General features: G+C 68.8%; 14 protein-coding genes. 2 read left to right on the top strand and 12 right to left on the bottom strand.

Annotated features, from left to right (window positions below; all coding sequences use genetic code 11):
* Positions 1-11: 11 nt before the first annotated feature.
* The 9 genes from ACFXIV_RS13365 to ACFXIV_RS13325 all read right to left on the bottom strand — a co-directional run bounded on the left by ACFXIV_RS13365 (position 12) and on the right by ACFXIV_RS13325 (position 9,829).
* Positions 12-1,454: a DHA2 family efflux MFS transporter permease subunit gene (locus ACFXIV_RS13365; protein WP_379399439.1), complete on the bottom strand. Its 1,443-nt coding sequence runs from the start codon at positions 1,452-1,454 to the stop codon at positions 12-14.
* A gap of 73 nt (positions 1,455-1,527) precedes the next feature.
* Positions 1,528-2,040 carry a TetR/AcrR family transcriptional regulator gene (locus tag ACFXIV_RS13360; RefSeq protein ID WP_379399440.1) on the bottom strand — a complete coding sequence of 171 codons (513 nt, stop codon included), beginning with the start codon at positions 2,038-2,040 and terminating at the stop codon, positions 1,528-1,530.
* A 65-nt stretch (positions 2,041-2,105) separates the two neighbouring features.
* On the bottom strand, positions 2,106-3,992 hold the full coding sequence (locus tag ACFXIV_RS13355; protein ID WP_379399441.1) for an anthranilate synthase family protein: 1,887 nt from the start codon (positions 3,990-3,992) through the stop codon (positions 2,106-2,108).
* Positions 3,989-4,615, bottom strand: a complete 627-nt coding sequence (locus ACFXIV_RS13350) for an isochorismatase family protein (protein WP_379399453.1) — start codon at positions 4,613-4,615, stop codon at positions 3,989-3,991. Before ACFXIV_RS13350 ends, ACFXIV_RS13355 begins: the two co-directional genes overlap by 4 nt.
* A gap of 48 nt (positions 4,616-4,663) precedes the next feature.
* Positions 4,664-5,428: a 2,3-dihydro-2,3-dihydroxybenzoate dehydrogenase gene (locus ACFXIV_RS13345; RefSeq protein ID WP_379399442.1), complete on the bottom strand. Its 765-nt coding sequence runs from the start codon at positions 5,426-5,428 to the stop codon at positions 4,664-4,666.
* On the bottom strand, positions 5,425-6,915 hold the full coding sequence (locus ACFXIV_RS13340; RefSeq protein WP_379399443.1) for an amidohydrolase family protein: 1,491 nt from the start codon (positions 6,913-6,915) through the stop codon (positions 5,425-5,427). Before ACFXIV_RS13340 ends, ACFXIV_RS13345 begins: the two co-directional genes overlap by 4 nt.
* Positions 6,912-7,181, bottom strand: coding sequence for a phosphopantetheine-binding protein (locus ACFXIV_RS13335; protein ID WP_379399444.1), 270 nt, complete (start codon positions 7,179-7,181; stop codon positions 6,912-6,914). Before ACFXIV_RS13335 ends, ACFXIV_RS13340 begins: the two co-directional genes overlap by 4 nt.
* Positions 7,178-8,785, bottom strand: coding sequence for a (2,3-dihydroxybenzoyl)adenylate synthase (locus tag ACFXIV_RS13330; RefSeq protein WP_379399445.1), 1,608 nt, complete (start codon positions 8,783-8,785; stop codon positions 7,178-7,180). Before ACFXIV_RS13330 ends, ACFXIV_RS13335 begins: the two co-directional genes overlap by 4 nt.
* Positions 8,786-8,794: 9 nt before the next feature.
* The gene (locus ACFXIV_RS13325) at positions 8,795-9,829 is read right to left on the bottom strand and encodes a ketoacyl-ACP synthase III family protein (protein WP_379399446.1); all 1,035 of its coding nucleotides are present in this window, start codon (positions 9,827-9,829) and stop codon (positions 8,795-8,797) included.
* A 178-nt stretch (positions 9,830-10,007) separates the two neighbouring features.
* Here ACFXIV_RS13325 and ACFXIV_RS13320 point away from each other — a divergent pair, with 178 nt between their 5' ends.
* Together ACFXIV_RS13320 and ACFXIV_RS13315 are read left to right on the top strand one after the other, a co-directional pair.
* A complete protein-coding gene (locus ACFXIV_RS13320) occupies positions 10,008-11,342 on the top strand; it encodes a phenylacetate--CoA ligase family protein (protein ID WP_379399447.1) in 1,335 nt (444 codons plus the stop codon).
* A gap of 46 nt (positions 11,343-11,388) precedes the next feature.
* Positions 11,389-12,714, top strand: a complete 1,326-nt coding sequence (locus ACFXIV_RS13315; RefSeq protein WP_379399448.1) for a salicylate synthase — start codon at positions 11,389-11,391, stop codon at positions 12,712-12,714.
* A gap of 167 nt (positions 12,715-12,881) precedes the next feature.
* Here ACFXIV_RS13315 and ACFXIV_RS13310 read toward each other — a convergent pair whose 3' ends face one another.
* The 3 genes from ACFXIV_RS13310 to ACFXIV_RS13300 are packed head-to-tail and all read right to left on the bottom strand — an operon-like array spanning position 12,882 to position 17,094.
* Positions 12,882-13,577 carry a hypothetical protein gene (locus tag ACFXIV_RS13310; protein WP_379404542.1) on the bottom strand — a complete coding sequence of 232 codons (696 nt, stop codon included), beginning with the start codon at positions 13,575-13,577 and terminating at the stop codon, positions 12,882-12,884.
* A gap of 56 nt (positions 13,578-13,633) precedes the next feature.
* The gene (locus ACFXIV_RS13305; protein ID WP_379404541.1) at positions 13,634-15,355 is read right to left on the bottom strand and encodes an ABC transporter ATP-binding protein; all 1,722 of its coding nucleotides are present in this window, start codon (positions 15,353-15,355) and stop codon (positions 13,634-13,636) included.
* The gene (locus tag ACFXIV_RS13300; RefSeq protein ID WP_379404539.1) at positions 15,352-17,094 is read right to left on the bottom strand and encodes an ABC transporter ATP-binding protein; all 1,743 of its coding nucleotides are present in this window, start codon (positions 17,092-17,094) and stop codon (positions 15,352-15,354) included. Before ACFXIV_RS13300 ends, ACFXIV_RS13305 begins: the two co-directional genes overlap by 4 nt.
* Positions 17,095-17,101 lie beyond the last annotated feature (7 nt).

Here is a 17,101-nt window from a genome sequence, read left to right as displayed (position 1 = left end):
AGCAGGAAAGATCAACGAGCCGTTACCGTTTCGGGCGCATCCGTGGCGGTCTCCGCCGCTGCGGCCGCCCCGCCGCCGGACCGCTCGTGCCGATGCGGAAGCAGGATCGCGACGACCGCGCTCACCGTCAGGAAGGCGCACGCCCACCAGAGCGCGGGCACATAGCCGTCGGTGAAGGTCCGCGGGTTGGCGTAGCTGCCGTGGGCGGCGAACACCGCTCCCAGCACCGCGATACCGAGCACCGTCCCGAAGTACCGGATGGCACTGGACACGCCCGAAGCGACGCCTTCGAATTGCGGCGCAACATATTCCAGCGCGAGTCGTGCGATCGGCGGGAAGAACAGGCCCATCCCCGCGCCACTGATCACGAAGGAGGGCACGAGCACCGCGTAGGAGACGTCGGGGGTGGTGACCGCGGCCAACCATCCCAGGCCGATGGCCTGGAGCACCAAACCCACGACCAGCACCGGCTTTCCGCCGATCTTGTCGATCAGGATGCCTGCGATCGGGGCCGTGAAGGTCGGCATGGCCGTCCACGCCAGGGTGTGCACGCCGGCCGACAGCGCCGAATAGTGCTGGGCCGACTGCAGGAACTGCACCAGGAAGAACACCGCGCCGAACATGCCGACCGACATCCCGAGCGCCGCCAGCGCGGTCAATGTGAAACCGCGGCTGGTGAAGATCACCGGCGGCACCATCGGCTCGGAGACCCGGTTGATCCACGCGACGAACACCGCGAGCAGCAGCGCGCCACCGATCAGCGAGCCGAGCACACCGGCACTGGTCCATCCATGATCATTGCCGCGGATCAGACCGAACACGATGCCGAGCAGGCCCAGCGCGATCAGTGCATTACCCACCAGGTCCAGCCGGGCACTCGTGCCGAAGCTCTCCCCGACCAGGGCGATGGCGAGCGGAACGAGAACCACACCGATCGGCACGTTGATCCAGAAGATCCATTGCCACGAGGCGTAATTCGTGATCGCACCGCCGACCACCGGGCCGAGGCCGACCGCCAGACCGCTCATGGCACTCCACATCCCGATGGCCGCACCGCGCTTGGCCGGTGGGACGGCCTGGGCGAGCAGCGTCAAGGTCAGCGGGATGACGATGGCCGCACCCACGCCCTGCACCGCGCGGGCGGCGATCAGCAGGCCGATCGACGAGGACAGGGCGCAGGCCGCGGACGCCGCGGTGAAGATGGCCAGGCCGACCACGAAGGTGCGCTTGCGACCGAATCGATCACCCAGTGATGCGCCGGCCAGCAGCAGCACCGCTTCGGTCAGCGTGTAGGAATTGATGATCCACTGCAGGCCGTCCAGGCCGGTGTGCAGTTCCGTCCGAATGGTAGGAAGCGCGTTGAAGACGACCAGATTGTCCAATGAGACCATGAAAATGGCGATTCCACTGACAATAAAGGTCCACAACACACGACGAGAGTCGGTATTCGACATGGTGGTTCCTTATGAAGAATTATGGCGTAGTTCGTAAATCGACTGCGCTAAGAAACCGCCAGCAACCCGGACGCTACTCGCCCGCCTCCGGGTTCAACAGTTCCAGTTCCAGCACACTCGTGACATTCAGCAGCATGCCCTGAGCCATGAAATTGAACGCCCCGCCGGCATCGCTGCCGGACAGCTCCCGCACCGCCTGGTAGAGCCGATGGAAGCGTTCACGCGCCAGGGTCCGGATCTCCTCGTCGAGAGCCGACGCCGCGTATATCTGCAGTTGAAAGGTCAGTGACTGGCGATCGCCCAGCAGATCGATGTAGGCGTCCGCCATCGCGTCCATACGATCGGCTTCATCGGTTGCGACGCTCCGGGCGGCCGCCGCACGAAAAGCGTTCTCCACCGTGTCGAATGCTTGATTCGCCGCGGCGAGGAAGATCGCTTTCTTGGTCGGGAACAATCGGAAAAGGTAGGCCTGCGAAATTCCGGCGCGCTGGGCGATCGACTCCGTTGACGTCGCCGCATAGCCACCGGCAGCGAATTCGGCTATGGCGGCAGCCAATACCTGTTCGCGTCGCGCGCTCTTCGACATGCGCGCCCTTACCGGTGAGCTCATGGTCCTTAGTTTAGTGAGCACTCACCCAACTAAGCAACGCCCTAGGCGGACAGTTCAGCAGTCGTTAACAGTTCGGACACCAGCCTCGACACGATCCGGCTCCCGTTGCGGGACATCACCGACGCCGGATGGAACTGCAGCGAGGCGAAACCGTCGCCACGCAGCCCGTGCACCTCGCCGGTGTGCGGGTCGCGCGCCACCAGCACGCGGCCGCCGTTACCTCGAGCCTCGAAAACCGCACTGTCGCTGTGCGCTTCGAAGGCGTTGTAGAAGTACACCGGCTCGGCGACGCCGAACAGGTCGATCACCCTCAGGACACCTTGATTCGACACCGCTCTGCGCCGAATCGGCAGCCCCAGCACCGTACTCAGCACCTGATGGCCCAGGCACACCGAGAAGAACGGTCTCCGGGCGGCGAGCAGTTCCTCGGTGAGCTCGCGCAGCCTCGCGATCTTCGGATCCCGCACGTCGCGAGGATCTCCGGGCCCGGGGCCGACGACGGCCAGGTCGAATCGCGAAACATCGAGCGGCGCATCGAATCTGCGCACGGTGATGGTGAATCCGAGCGCGCGCAGCATCCGCGCGCCCATCGCGGTGAAGGCATCCTCGCCATCGATGATCACCGCGGTGCGACCGCCATACTCGGGTGCGGGTGGCAACGGATCCAGCCACAGCGGTGCGAGCGGGCTGTTTCGCGCACGCAATGCCTCACGAACGGCGACATGGTCACCGATGCCCGCATACGCCGGAGGCGCGGTGTCGCGGCGCAGGGCGTTCAGCAACCCCGCGGCTTTGGCCCGCGTCTCCAGCGCCTCCGCCGCGGGATCCGAATCACGAACGATCGTGGCGCCCACGCCGATTCGCATGGCTCCCGCGGAGTCGATGTCGGCGGTCCGGATCAGAATCGCCGAATCCATTCGCCGCGTGCCGCTGTCGTCGCGGCCGACAAGTGCCACCACCCCGGCGTAATAGCCGCGGCCGTCCGGTTCGAAGCGCGCGATCACCCGGCACGCGTTCTCCAGCGGGCTGCCGGTGACCGTGGGCGCGAGCAGGGTCTCCCGCAGCACCTCTCGATAGTCTCGATCGCTGCGCCCGGTGATGAGGTAGCGGGTGTGGGCGAGGTGAGCCATCTCCTGCAGCTCCGGGCCCTCCACGTAGGGCTCGTCGCAGATTCGGCACATCATCTTCAACTCTTCGTCGAGGACCATGTACAGCTCATTGGCCTCCTTGCCGTCGGCAAGGAAATCCAGGACGCCCGCGGGGGTCGGCCCGCCGGCCGGATAGCGGTACGTGCCGCTGATGGGTGTCATGGCGACGGCGCCGCGATCGAGGCTGACATGGCGTTCCGGGCTGGCGCCGATGAGCATCCGCTCGCCGGTGTAGACGAGGAACGTCCAATACGCACTGCGCTCGCCGGTGAGCAGGCGCGCGAACAATGCCAATCCGGACGCCACGTCCCAGTTGTCGACCTCGGCCCGCCAGGTTCGCCGCAGCACGAAGTTGGCTCCCGCGCCGTGGCCGATCTCCTCGGCGACGACGCGTGCGACCAGGGCGGCATATTCGTCGTCGCTGATGTCGAATTCGCCCTCGCCCACATCGATCCGGTGATCGGCGAGACCCCTCCGGAACGCGTCCGGCTCGAGCTCGAAACTCTCGGTGACCTTCAGGTACGACACCGGCTCCGCGTCCGGCGGGTGAGCGAAGCCACGTTCGCCGACCACTCGATACGGCAACAGCGCCAGCAGCTGGTGGCAGTCCGCGCTGCCAGTGTCGGCATCGGGCAGCTGAGCGGTGCCCGCTACCTCGTGCATATCGCCCAGCAGCACCTCGATACGATTCCCGGGTCCGGTCTCCGGGCGATACAGCAGCGCGAAAGGCTTTCCGCCGCAGCCCAACTCGGCGATCCGCTGCTGGTTCCGAGCGGTCAAGGCACTCTCGTCTCGTACGCTGCGAGTTCCGCGGCCACCTGCGAGGTCAGCACCACGCGGCCACAGCGGGTGGCCACGTATTCCGTCGCCATCCTGTGGTGTTCGGGCGTGAAGTCGGCGACCGCGTCGGCGATCACGAAGGCCTGCACGTTGTTGGCGAAGGCGTCGGCGGCGGTCAGCAGCACGCCGACGTGGGCGTAGACACCGCAGATCAACAGTTGGTCGCGTTCCAGGTAGTGCATCCGCTCGAGCAGATTCGTGCTGTGGAACGCGCTGGCCCGCCACTTAGTGAGGACGGGATCGCCGAGAGCGGGGGCGATCTCCGCTGGAATGCCTCGATCCTCGGGCCGTGCGGACATGCCCGGACCCCAGAAGTCCAGCAGCAGACCCCGCTGCTCAGGGGTCATGCTGCCCGGTTGCGCCGTATAGATGATCGGAATGTCCAGCTGCTCACAGTGTTCCCGCAGCCGTCGCGCGTTTCGCATGAGTGCGCTCCGCGGCTCGCAGCCGTCCGCGAACGGCTGCAGGAAGTAGTGCTGCATGTCGTGGACGAGCAGGACGGCCCGGTGCGGCTCGATCGCCCAGTCGACGAGGTTGCCTGGCAGCTCCGACTCGGTCGGCATGGGATAGGGGGCAATAGGCGAAATCGCCACGGAGACAGTCCTCTTCGGTCAGACACCCAGGGTCGCGCCGCCGTCGACGACGAGCTCCTGCAGGGTGATGTGGGCGGCGGCGTCGGACAGCAGGAAGCGGACGGCCGCGGCGATGTCATCGGGCTGTGCGATGCGGCCCAGGGGAATCCCGATTCGGAAGGCCTCCGGGACGCCGTCCACCGCAACCCGTGAAGCCTGCTCGTGGTTCCACAACGCGGTCAGCATCGGGGTGTCGGTGGATCCGGGAGCCACTACGTTGCAGCGGATCCCGTGCTTCGCGAGCTCCAGCCCGAGACAGCGGGTGAACATGGTCGCGGCGGCTTTCGAGGCCGCATAGGCGGCCATGCCCATGCGTGGGGTCGATCCGGCGTTGGACGACACGGTGACGATCGCGCCACTCGACCGGCCCACCATCTGCCGCGCGACGGCGCGGCTCATATGAAAGACACCGCCGACGTTCACCGCCATGGTGTAGTGCCAGTCCTCGTCGGACATGTCGGCAATCCAGCCGGACTGGAGGACCCCGGCCGCATTGACGAGATAGTCGATACCTCCGAGCGCAGTGCAGGCCTGGAGCACCGCGCCCTCGGCCTGCTCGGCACAGCTGACGTCCGCGACCAGCGACAGCGTCCGGCAATCCGCGAGTCCCGGCCCGGATGCCACCCGTTCCAACGCGTCTCGATCCCGGTCGACCATGGCGACCGCGATTCCGGCGAAGGCCAGTTCGCGGACGATCGCCGCGCCGATTCCGCCGGCCGCTCCCGTCACCAGCGCTACCTTCATCGCGCGACCCCGCTCAGGATGCCGTCGACCACGTCGCCGGGGACGCGCAGGCAACGCGTGGTGAAGGAGCCCAGCGCGTCGAGGTAGCGGTCGCGCAGCTCGGCGAAGGAGATGCCGACCGGCTCCCCGCCCGCGATCAAGGTCCGCCCGGCAACCATCACCGTGTCCACGTCGGCAGAACCACCGAGCCACAGGAAGCTTTCCAACGGCCGGGGATTGAGCAGATAGCGCCAGTCGTCCGCGCGCACGAGCACCAGGTCCGCCTGTTTGCCCGGCTCCAGACTGCCGATCTCACCGGACCACTGCAGGCCCTTCGCGGCAATGCGGGTCGCCATGGCCAGCGCGTCCGTGGGCAGTACCTCGATCTGGCTCGCGGCCATCTCGTTGTAGGTGAGCCAGGCCGCGCGCATCGTCTCGGCCATGCCGGCGTTCGGAAGCGAGGCTCCGTCGGTGGACAGTGAGACGTCCAGACCCGCGCGCCGCAGCGCGGGCACCACACCCGTCTCGGTGATCGTGGATTCGCCTGCGGGACCGTACTTTCCGGGCGAGTGACTGATATGGACGCCCGCCTCGAGCAGCAGGCGCTGCTCTTCCTCGTCGACGAAGGCGCAGTGCGCCGCCATCAGCTTGTCGGTCAGCAGGCCGAGGTCGTGCAGCCGCCGCACACCGGTCGTACCGTAGAACGTGCGGAGCACCTCGGGCTCGTTGCGTACCGCACCGACGTGGGTTGCGAAGCCCACGTTGTGACCCTTGACGAGATCGGCGAAGCCGAAGCCGAGCTCGTCGGTCATATTGGTCACGTACGCGATGCTCGGGCGGCATCTGATGCGGCCCGTCGTATCGGAGTCGCACTGCCGCAGCAGGTCTTCGACCGCGGACAGCACCGTCTCGGTGTCCCGCGTGCGCTCGTACCGGTCGCCGCCGGGCGGGCAGACGGCGTCGCCCGCCCAGGTGGTCGCGCTGAAGCGGATGCCGAGATCCCGTGCGGCCCTGACCATGTCGTGCGGTCGATTGAGCGAACCGACGTCGCCGATCGTGGTGACGCCGCCGCGCAGCTGCGTCCACATGGAGTACTGGGCGATGGCGTAGGCCTCGTCGGGTGTCAGCCCGGCGATGAGTCCGTCGAAGGAGTCGAAGGTGCGCGAGATGGTGTGCATGTCACCGCCACCGCCGAAGAAGCCGACCTCATCGGCTCGATCGGCGGCGGGGCGCAGGGCGCCGCGCAGCGGGAATCCCATCGCGAACATGTCGTGCCAGTGCCCGTTGACCAGGCCGGGCAGCACCATCATCGCGCCGGCGTCGACGACTTCCAGCGCGTCACGGACAGCCGCGTCGAGGGTGGCGACAGCGCCGCGGACTCCCTCGACGGAGCCGACGGCGGTGATCCGCTCCCCCACCACGAGGACCGAGCCCCGCGGGATGACGGTGTCGCCGGAGTCGGCCGGGTAGACGCAGCCGCCTTCGATCAGGACCGCGCGCTCGCTCATCGGCTCGTCTCCAGCCCGGTAAAGTACGTCACCCAGGCCCGCAGCGTCGGGACGTCGATCAGCGCCTCGAAGTCCGCGGGAATGCCGGCCTTGTTCCAGCGCCCCACCATTCGCATGATCTCGAGTGAACTCAGCCCCAGCAGCACGAGATTCGCGTCCGCGTCGAGTTCGGCGGGGTCCGCCAACTCCAGGGGGACGGCCAGCAGCGCGCGAAGTTCGCTCTCGCCGGGGATCGCCGAAACACCTTGAACCGCACCGTTCGTCATGACGGCACTCCTTCCACTGTGCGCGCCAGCGCCTTCTTGTCGACCTTGCCCAGCGGGGTCAGCGGCAGTTCCCCGACCACCCGCACTTCGTCGGGCAGCTTGTAGTCGGCGACCCCGCGCGCGTGCATCGCCTGCCGCAGCTCCGCGGTCGTCGGCGCGGGCCCGGACGGCACGATGAACGCGCAGATGCGTTCGCCGAACAGCTCGTCGGGCAGGCCGACGACGGCGGCCGCCGCGACCGCCGCGTGCGTGAGCAGATGCTCCTCGACCTCGCCGGCGTTGATCTTGTCGCCGCCTCGGATGACCACGTCCTTGATCCGGCCCTCGATCACCAGATCACCACGCGGTGTCAGCCGGGCGAGATCGCCGGTGCGGTAGAAACCGTCCGTGGTGAACGCTCGTTCGTTGTGCTCGGGCGCGGAGTAGTAGCCGCGAATCGTGTACGGGCCGCGCGTGATCAGCTCACCGACGCTACCCAGCGGTACCGGCTCGACTCCGTCGACGATCCGGATCTCGTCCGCGTAGGAAACCGGTCGCCCCTGCGTGGTCAGCTTCACCTCGAGCGGGTCGTCGGCGCGCGTGAAGCACAGCAGGCCCTCCGCCATGCCGAACACCTGCTGCAGATCGCAGTCCAGTGCGGGCATCACCCGCGCGGCCAGTTCCCGGGACAGCTTCGCGCCGCCGACCTGCACCAGGCGCAGGCTGCTCAGATTCGCGGTCGTCCACTCGGCGACCTCGATCCACAGCGCCAGCACGGACGGCACCAGCGAGGTGAAGGTCACCCCTTCGCGCTCGACGAGCGGCATGCAGGCCATGGGATTCGGGGTGTCCGACAGGACCACGGTGCCGCCCGTCGCCAGCGTGCCGACGACGCCGGGGCACCCCCAGGCGAAATTGAACTCGATGGGCAGCGCCGCCAGATACGTGTCGTGGCTGGTGATTCCACACAGCGCGGTCGTCTGCGCCAGCTGGTACGCGTAATCGTCGTGGGTCCGTGGCACCAGTTTCGGCAGGGCCGTGGTGCCTCCGGAGAGCAGGAAGAAGGCGATGTCCGAGGGGTCGGCCGGCGGCGGCGTCCAGTTCTCGTCGACGCCGAGCGCGTCCACCGCCACCAGACCGTCGACGGCCTCTCCGGCCACGAAGAGCCCTCGCAGCGAGGGGTTCTCGCTCCGGATGCGGAGGGCGAGCTCACGATGGTCGAAGGTGCGGTGCACATCCGGGAACACGTAGTGGGTCGCGCCGGACAGCCGCACGAGGTGGGTGATCTCCGTATGCCGGTGGGCGATCAGCGAGAAGACCGGCTTGGCGCCCATTTTCATCAGCGCGAAGACGATCGCCACGAACTCCGGCACATTCGGGAGTTGCACGAGCACCCGGTCGCCGGCGGCCACGCCCTGCCGGGCGAAACCGGACGCCAGCCGGAAGATCCACTCCTCCAGTTCGCCGTAAGTGTATCGGCGATCGCCGTATACCATTGCGACAGCGTCGGTTTCGCGATGGGCGGCGTGCGTCATCAGCGCGTCGAGCGGCTCACCGCGCCAGATTCCCAGTCGTCGGTATCGCTCGGCGGTGTCCGCCGGCCACGAGGTGCATCCGGTCAGCATCACGGTCCCCTACGCGGCCGGCGCCGGAGTCAGGATCTCGACGACCGCCGCGCCGGCTTCCATGCCGACCGCCGTCGCGATCATGAGCACATGGTCGCCGGGTCCGACCTGGCCGGTCCGCCACACGTGCTCGAGCCCCAGGAACAGGTCGGCGGTACCGGTGTGGCCGATGGTCCGGACGAAGTCCCAGACCTCCTGCTGCTCATCGATTTCCAGCGGCAGCAGGAACATCGCCTCGAGCGAGTCGCGGGCGAAGCCGAGATGGCAGACCTTCGTGATCTTGTCCATTCCGATCCCGGCCTCGTCCAGCGTGCGCTGGGCGATCTCGGCGACCCGCAGCCCGAAGTTGCGGATAGGCGGGGCCTGGCCCGCGGCCCACTGCTCGCGCACCTTCAGGGCACGGTCGTCGAAGTTCAAGCCGACACCGCGGGTGACGCCGGGCGGGAAGAGCTCCTCACCGGCGCGGTGCAGCACCTCCATCGAGGAGTCCGAGAGCGAGCCGACCGCGAGCACCTTCGCGAAACCACCGCGGCGCGAGACCACCGCGGCCGAGCCGGCGTCCGCCAGCACGAACAGCTTCGAGGCCCGCCAGCGGTCGACCAGCGGCGTGGAGAAGTTGTCGCCGGTGGTGATCAGCACGGCGTCGTGAGAGGGGTTGGCCACCAGGCGATTCGCGGCGGCCTCCAGGCCGGCGAGCATGCCGAGGCAGCCCTGCTTGATCTCCAGGGCCGGGACGGGGCGATCGACGGTGTTGTTCAGGACGTAGTGCGCCGCCGACCAGCCGTCGGGACCCTGGTGGTGGGTGTAGGTGTGCATCAGCGCACCGACGTCGGCGGGCTCGTGCCCACTGGCCGAGAGCGCCTTCCGGGCTGCCGCGATGGCGAGTTCGGGCGCCGGAGTGCTCGCGCTGACCGCGATCGACTCGAGGCCGGAGGCCGCCAGCGCCGACTCGTCGTACCAGCCCGCCGCGACCGCCGACGACGTCGGAATCAGTTCCGGCACTTCGCTTCCGATGCCCGCCAGATACAGGTCTTGGGTCCGCATGGCGACTATACGACCATTTCGCGGCCCCGATCTCATGAGTAGTCGGTACTCAATTTGCTTGCGATGGACAACTTCTCGCAAATTTGAGTAGCCCCGGCCGAAGTTTGAGTAGCCTTGCCTCTGGCAAGGCCCGCCGAGCCCGGGATAGTCATGAATACGTTCCGCTGAAGGAGTATTCATGACACACGTGTCGGCCGTGCCCGCGCCAACCCGCCGCCCGGAGCCGGGCGACTGGTCGAGCTTCGAAGAACTCGCGGAGCTACAGCGCGCCAGTCTGCCCCGGCTGTTCGAACGCGCAGTTCGATCCCCGTTCTACGGCAACCGATACGCGGGCGGTGGCGCGCCGGTCGAGGCCGCGGACTTCGAATCCCTCGCCCTGACCACCAAGCAGGATCTGCGGGACTGCTATCCGTTCGGGCTCCTCGCGGTGGACCGCCGGGAGCTGGCCACCTATCACGAATCCAGCGGCACCTCGGGCCATCCCACCGCGTCCTACTACACCGACGAGGACTGGATCGATCTCGCCGAGCGATACGCCCGCAAATGGGTGGGAATCACCCCGGAGGACACCTTTCTGGTCCGGACGCCGTACGCGCTCGTGATCACCGGGCACCTCGCGCAGGCCGCCGGCCGGCTGCGCGGCGCGACGGTCGTCCCCGGGGACGCGCGCTCGCTGGCGCTGCCGCTGGCGCGGATCGTGCGGCTGCTCGCCGCCCTGGACGTCACCCTGACGTGGTGCAACCCCACCGAGGCCGTGATGATCGCTGCGGCGGCCCGGGCGGCCGGCCTGCGCCCGGACACCGACTTCCCTGCCCTGCGTGCCATGTTCGTCGCCGCCGAGCCGATGACCGCCGCGCGCAAGCGCCGGCTGAGCGAGATCTGGGGCGGGGTGAAGATCGTCGAGGAGTACGGCTCGACCGAGACCGGCACCGTCGCCGGTGAATGCCAGGACGGCCGCCTGCATCTCTGGGCCGACCGGGCGATCTTCGAGGTGTACTCCCCCGATACGGGCCGGATTTCGGCCGCGGGCCGCGGCCAGCTGGTCGTGACGCCGCTCTATCGCGAGGCCATGCCGCTGCTCCGCTACAACCTCGCCGACGACGTGGAGGTGAGCTACGACCCCTGTACCTGCGGGCTGGTGCTGCCGACCGTGCGCGTCCTGGGGCGCGCGGGCTTCGGTTACCCGGTGGCCGGTCGGACGGTGACGCAGAACCAGCTGGAGGAGCTGGTCTTCGCCCTGCCCCGCGAATTCGAGGTGATGTTCTGGCGCGCCCGGGCGACACCGGACGCGCTGCTGCTGGAATTCGAGGCGGCCGACGACGTCCGCGACTGCGCCGCACGCGAATTGGGCGCCGCGATCGATGCGACCCTCGGCATCCCGCACCGGATCACACCGCTGCGGCCGGGCACGCTCGTCCCGGCCGACGCACTGACCGCGGAGCGCGACATCCTCAAGGCCCGCTACCTGTTCGGGCCGGACGAATCCTGGGACAAAGCCCTGATGTACCAGTGACCCGCCACGAATCGGCGGGGACAGTAGAGAACGACGGAGAAGGCACGTGACCACAACAGAGTTTGCCGCCACCGACACTGTCGCCGACCCGGTGGCCGCTGTCAGCCGGCTGGCGAGATCGGGACTCTTCGGCGACTACGTCGTCTACGAGCGCCCCGGCGCTTGGGTTTTCGCCGCGGACCCCCTGGCAACGATCGAGCTGAACACCGACCGGGTGCGGATCACCGCGCGCGGGACCACCAGCGAAGAGTCCTGGACAGGCCGCCCGGTGACCGCCCTCGAGCAGGCGCTCGACCGCGTCCGCCTCGATGATCCCACCGCCGCCACCAGCTCCGCCTATGGCTGGATCGGATTCGAGTTCTGTGCCCATGCCCTCGACGCGCGGCATCACCTCGCTCCCGGAATCACGCTGGCGCACCTGATCATTCCGCGCGTCGAGGTCACCATCACCGCGTCGGCGGTCACGGTCTGGGGCGCCGGCGCCGGGGAGGCCGATCACATCGACGAGATCCTCGCCGCGCCGGTCGATCCCCTGCCGGAGGCCGCGGCGGTGGATGTCGCGGCCGACCCGACCGGCTATCGCCGCCGGGTCGCGACCGCGATCAAGGAGATCCGATCGGGCTACTACGACAAGGTCATTCTCTCGCGCCGGGTCGATCTGCCCTTCCGGATCGACATCGCGGAGACGTACCGCCTCGGACGTGCGCACAACACCCCGGCACGATCGTTCCTCCTGCAACTCGGCGACCTCGAGGCGGCGGGCTTCAGCCCCGAGCTGGTGCTGTCCGTGGATACCGACGGCACCGTGACCACCGAACCGCTCGCCGGGACCCGCGCCTTCGGCCGGGGCCTCTCGGCCGACCGCGCCGCTCGCGACGACCTGCAGAGCGACCCGAAAGAGATTGTCGAACACGCGGTCTCGGTGCGTGCCTCCTGCGCCGAGGTCGCCAGGGTCGCCGACCCGGGCACCCTGGCGGTCACCGACTTCATGTCGGTGCGCGAACGCGGCAGCGTCCAGCACCTCGCCTCGACCGTCCAGGGCCGGCTCGCCTCCCACCACACCCCCTGGGACGCCCTCGAGGTCCTCTTCCCGTCGGTCACCGCCTCCGGCATCCCGAAGCGCCCCTGTGTCGATGCCATCTTCCGCATCGACGGCTCCACCCGCGGCCTGTATTCCGGTGCGGTGGTGACCCTCTCACCCGATGGCGCCCTCGAGGCGACCCTCGTCCTGCGCGCGGTCTACCAGTCCGCGGGCGTCGCCTGGCTCCGAGCCGGCGCGGGCATCATCGCGCAGTCGAGCCCCGAACGTGAATTCGAGGAGACCTGCGAAAAGCTCGGCAGCGTCGCTCCCTACCTGGTTCGACGTAGCTGACCCGAACTCGCCGCTCACGCGAGACAGCCGGATTGCCTCCCGCGAGACCAAGGGGTCTCGCGGGAGGCAATCCGGTATCGGGCACCAATCCGCCGACACGACATCACGATTCACGAAAGCAGTCGGGCCTCCCGCGCAGGTGCAGCGCGGGAGGCCCGACCGGTGTATCAGTTCTGGCTGTTGGTGAGCATGTTGTAGACCTCGATCACGGTGACGACCGCTACCGGCACACCGAGGGCGAGGGTTCCGACGGCCGTGGCGAGGCCGGCGCCGACGGCCGCGCCGGCGATGCAGCCGCCCGGGGCACCGGCCAGGAAGGCCGGGGGCATGAGGGCGGTGCCGACGGCCATGCCGGCCACGCAGCCGCCGACCAGACCGATTGCGGCGCCGACCATTCCGCCGATCGCGGTGGCCAGGCCGATCTGCGAGCTGGCCAGGCCGATGGCGCTGTTGAGGTCGTCCTGGGAGAAGACCGTCTTCAGGGTCTGCGGAGCGGCGGGGACCGCCTGGGCGGGATCCGTACCGGGGGTGAGGGTGATGGTGCGGCCGTCGGCGTCGATCCGGGCAGCGATCGGCCAGTCCTGCTGATCCAGCCGGTAGGTCAGCGGCATACCGAAGGCGAGGTTGTCGCCGGCGTCGAGGATCTCGAACTGATTGCCGCGCACCGTGATTCGACCGGCATCGGTGCGCAGCACCACGGAGTGGTCCACGACACTCGCCGTGTAGTGGAGGCCGGGTAGGACGTCGGTGCTGACGGTCGTTCCCGGGCGGGCCGGAACCGCGGGCGCGTCGGCGGAGGCGGTGCCACCGCCGACGCACAGGGTGAGTGAGGCGGCGATGGCGACCGCGTTCAGGGTCTTCATCAGGGCATGCTCCTTCCTCGCGACGGTGCGGTCGCGAGATGAACGATGGTGACGTGTCAGGTCAGGGACCAGTTGCGGGCACGGTCGCGCTGCGCCCAGAAGCCGGCGTAGCGGCCGCCGGCGGAGAGCAGTTCGTCGTGGGTACCGCGTTCGGCGATCTCGCCGTTGTCCAGGAAGAGGATCTGATCCGCGTGCATGACGGTGTGCAGGCGGTGGGCGATGACCAGGACGGTGCGGTCGGCGGTGAGAGTGGCGAGCGCGTCGTGGACCGCCCGCTCGTTCTCGGCGTCGAGGGCGGCCGTCGCCTCGTCGAGCAGGACGACGGGAGCGTCCTTCAGGATCGCGCGGGCGATCGAAACCCGTTGCCGCTCACCGCCCGACAGGCTCGCGCCGCCCTCGCCGACCCGCGTCGCCCAGCCGTCGGGCAGGCGATCGACGATCTCGGTGACCCGCGCTGCCTCGGCGGCGGCCCGGACCTGCGCGTCGGTGGCGCCCGGGTGGCCGAGCCGAATGTTCTCCTCGATGGTGTCCTCGAACAGGTAGACGTCCTGGAACACCACCGAGAGCCGGGCCATCAGATCGACGCCCGCGAGGGTGCGGATATCGACACCGCCCAGCGTGACGCGGCCGGCATTCACGTCCCAGAAGCGCCCGATCAGGCGGCTGACCGTCGTCTTGCCGGAGCCGGAGGGACCGATCAGCGCGGTGGTGGTGCCCTCGGGAATCACGAAGGACACGTCCCGCAGCACCGGGGTGTCGCCGTAGCCGAATTCGACCGACTCGAACCGGATCTCGTTGCCGGCGGCGGTCGCCGGTGTGAGCGGCTCGGGCAGTACCGGCTCGTCCAGCAGGGCCAGAACGCGATCCAGCGCACCGCCCGCGGACTTCAGCGTGGATCCCAGCACCGCCAATTCGGTGATGGGCTCGGTGAATCGGGCCGCCAGCACCAGAACCGCCACCAGGGTGGCGGGCGCGAGGCCGCGGTCGAGTACGAGGTAGGCGCCGAGCGCGATCACGATGGTGAAGGTCGCCTGGACGGCGAGGCTCAGGCCGACCAGACCGGGAACGGCGGTCGCCAGCACTCGTCGCGCGGTGCGGTGATCGGTCTGCAGTGCCTCCTCCAGCAGCCCGTCGCCGGCTCCGCGCCCGAAAACCCGCAGTACGGGCTGCAATTGGGCGAATTCCACGACGCGGCCACCGGTCTCGGCGCGCGAGGCGGCCCGGGCGGCGTCGGCCCGGCCGCTGAGTGTCACACTCCAGCGGTAGACGAGGACGATCACGGGGACGGTCAGGGTCACGGCAACCGCGAGACGCCAGTCGAAGACATACAACGCCACGATCACCGTCGCCGGCGTGACGACGGTGTTCACCAGCGGGCGCAACAGGTGCGCGGGCACGCCCATGATGTCCATGACGCTCTTGGTGGCCAGCTGGCCGAGCATGCCCACCCGGTCGGCGCCGAACCAGCCCAGCGGCAGCGAGGCGACGGTGTCGCCCAGCCGGGTGTGCAGGCTCTTCGACAGGGCGGCGCCCACCCGGACGCCGAGTTGCAGGCTCACGTAGTACTCGACGGCGTACAGCACGAGTACGACCAGCAACACGTAGATCCACGGCCACAGCACCGAGCCCGGGTCGGATCCGAAGAGGGTCTTCAGGATCGGTACCAGCAGGGCGAAGGCGATGCCCTGCAGGACAGCGCCGATCACGAGCGCGGCGAGCATGTGCCGCAGGGCGCCGCGGTGCTCGGGCCCGACGACCGTCAGCAGTTTCCGGATCATGCGCCGGTCCTCTCCTCGATACGTTCGTACTCCGCCCACAGGCGGGCGTACCGCCCACCGGCGGCCAGCAATTCGTCGTGCCGGCCCTGCTCGGCGATGGCGCCGTCGGCGAGGACCACGATCTGGTCGGCCCCGGTCACCGTGGACAACCGGTGGGCGATCATCAGCACCGTCTTCCCGGCCGTCAAGCGGGACAGCGCATCCTGTACGGCGGCCTCGGACTCCGGGTCGGCGTAGGCGGCGGCCTCGTCCAGGACGACGATCGGGGTGTTCGCGAGCAGCGCCCGCGCGATCGAAACCCGTTGCGCCTGACCGCCCGACAGCCGGGCGTCCATGCCGGCCACCGAGTCGTAGCCGCGCGGGAGCGCCTCGATCTCCTCGTGGATCGCGGCCGCGCGAGCCATGGCTATGATCTCGTCCCGGGTCGCCTCGGGCCGGGCCAGTGCGATGTTCGCCGCGACGGTGTCGCGGAGCAGCTTGACGTCCTGGAACACGAAGGCCACTCGCCGGTACAGCTCCTGGGGCGCGATCTCCCGCACGTCCACGCCGCCGATGGTGACCGCGCCGGCGGTCACGTCCCGGAACCGCGGCACCAGCGTCGCGAGCGTGCTCTTGCCCGCGCCGGACGGCCCGACCAGCGCGGTCACCGTGCCTTCCGCGAGCTCCAGGTCGACACCCGCGAGCACCTCGACCTCACCGTCGTACGAGCACCGCACGCCCTCGAGCCGGACCGTATTGTCCTGCGGCATGCGCGGACTCGCGGACACCGGCAGGACGTCCGCGTCGAGCGTCGCGCGCACCTGCTCGGCCGCGGTCTTCGCCATGCTCAGTTCGTAGCCGGCGTAGAACAGCGACAGGATCGGGGCGGTGAGGCCGACGCCCAGCAGCGCGAAGGGCAGCAGGTCGACCGCCGCCAGCCAGCCGCGGGTCACGAATATCGCGCCCCCGCCGAGCACCACGGTCAGCACGACCACCGGCGACAGCACCACCTCGGCCACGGTCTTCGACGTCAGCGTCGAGCGCACCCAGGCGGTGAAGAACGTGGTGAAGGCGTCGGCGGCCCGGGAGTAGCGCTCGTGCGCCCGGCGGGTCTGCCCGAAGATCTTGACCACGCCGATGCCCTGCACGAATTCGACCGCACGGCTGTTGATCTCGGCCATCGCCCGGCCGTACTCGGGCATGCTCTTGCCGATCGCGGCCGCGGTGATGGAGTACAGCCCCAAACCGATGACCAGCGGCAGCACCGTCACCAGCGTCATCCGCCAGTCGACCCAGATCAGGTAGGCCAGCGAGGTGATCGGAACCACGGTGGCGGAGGTGATCTCGAGCATGGAGTGCGCCACCAGATGGTGCATGGCCTCCACGTCGTCGGTGACGACCTTCTTCACCGCCCCGGAGTTGCGGTCGGAGAACCACGCCAGTGGCACCTCCCCCAGCCGCCGCACCAGCCGCCGCCGGATGTGCAGCTGCAGTTCGTTGTCCGCGAAGTGGGTGATGCCACCCGCGGCGAGCAGCAGGATGGTCCGGACGAGCAACGCGACGACGGCGACCACCACCCACCGCCATGCGTCGTGGGCGCGGTCCGGTCCGGTACCGACCAGCACGCGCCCGAGCTCCGCGATCGCGATGAACGGCACGACCCCGGCGGCCGCGCCGAGACCCTGGGCCACGACGGCCGCGCGCAGCCGCCATCGAATCGGTCGCAGGAGCTCACTCAGTGTCGAACTGTTCTCTGCCATCACCTTT

This window comes from Nocardia sp. NPDC059236, from assembly GCF_042754085.1.
Classification (GTDB): Bacteria; Actinomycetota; Actinomycetes; order Mycobacteriales; family Mycobacteriaceae; genus Nocardia.
The sequence above is the reverse complement of the archived record's forward strand: the minus strand, read 5'-3'. Positions and strand labels throughout refer to the sequence as shown.

What these genes read in the sequence shown, in the direction of transcription:
- ACFXIV_RS13320 (WP_379399447.1), top strand. Translation starts at nt 10,008, where the DNA reads ATGACACACGTGTCGGCCGTGCCCGCGCCAACCCGCCGCCCGGAGCCG.
- ACFXIV_RS13335 (WP_379399444.1), bottom strand. Translation starts at nt 7,181, where the DNA reads ATGACGAACGGTGCGGTTCAAGGTGTTTCGGCGATCCCCGGCGAGAGC.
- ACFXIV_RS13330 (WP_379399445.1), bottom strand. Translation starts at nt 8,785, where the DNA reads ATGCTGACCGGATGCACCTCGTGGCCGGCGGACACCGCCGAGCGATAC.
- ACFXIV_RS13345 (WP_379399442.1), bottom strand. Translation starts at nt 5,428, where the DNA reads ATGAAGGTAGCGCTGGTGACGGGAGCGGCCGGCGGAATCGGCGCGGCG.
- ACFXIV_RS13340 (WP_379399443.1), bottom strand. Translation starts at nt 6,915, where the DNA reads ATGAGCGAGCGCGCGGTCCTGATCGAAGGCGGCTGCGTCTACCCGGCC.
- ACFXIV_RS13350 (WP_379399453.1), bottom strand. Translation starts at nt 4,615, where the DNA reads ATGCCGACCGAGTCGGAGCTGCCAGGCAACCTCGTCGACTGGGCGATC.
- ACFXIV_RS13305 (WP_379404541.1), bottom strand. Translation starts at nt 15,355, where the DNA reads ATGATCCGGAAACTGCTGACGGTCGTCGGGCCCGAGCACCGCGGCGCC.
- ACFXIV_RS13300 (WP_379404539.1), bottom strand. Translation starts at nt 17,094, where the DNA reads ATGGCAGAGAACAGTTCGACACTGAGTGAGCTCCTGCGACCGATTCGA.
- ACFXIV_RS13360 (WP_379399440.1), bottom strand. Translation starts at nt 2,040, where the DNA reads ATGTCGAAGAGCGCGCGACGCGAACAGGTATTGGCTGCCGCCATAGCC.
- ACFXIV_RS13365 (WP_379399439.1), bottom strand. Translation starts at nt 1,454, where the DNA reads ATGTCGAATACCGACTCTCGTCGTGTGTTGTGGACCTTTATTGTCAGT.
- ACFXIV_RS13310 (WP_379404542.1), bottom strand. Translation starts at nt 13,577, where the DNA reads ATGAAGACCCTGAACGCGGTCGCCATCGCCGCCTCACTCACCCTGTGC.
- ACFXIV_RS13325 (WP_379399446.1), bottom strand. Translation starts at nt 9,829, where the DNA reads ATGCGGACCCAAGACCTGTATCTGGCGGGCATCGGAAGCGAAGTGCCG.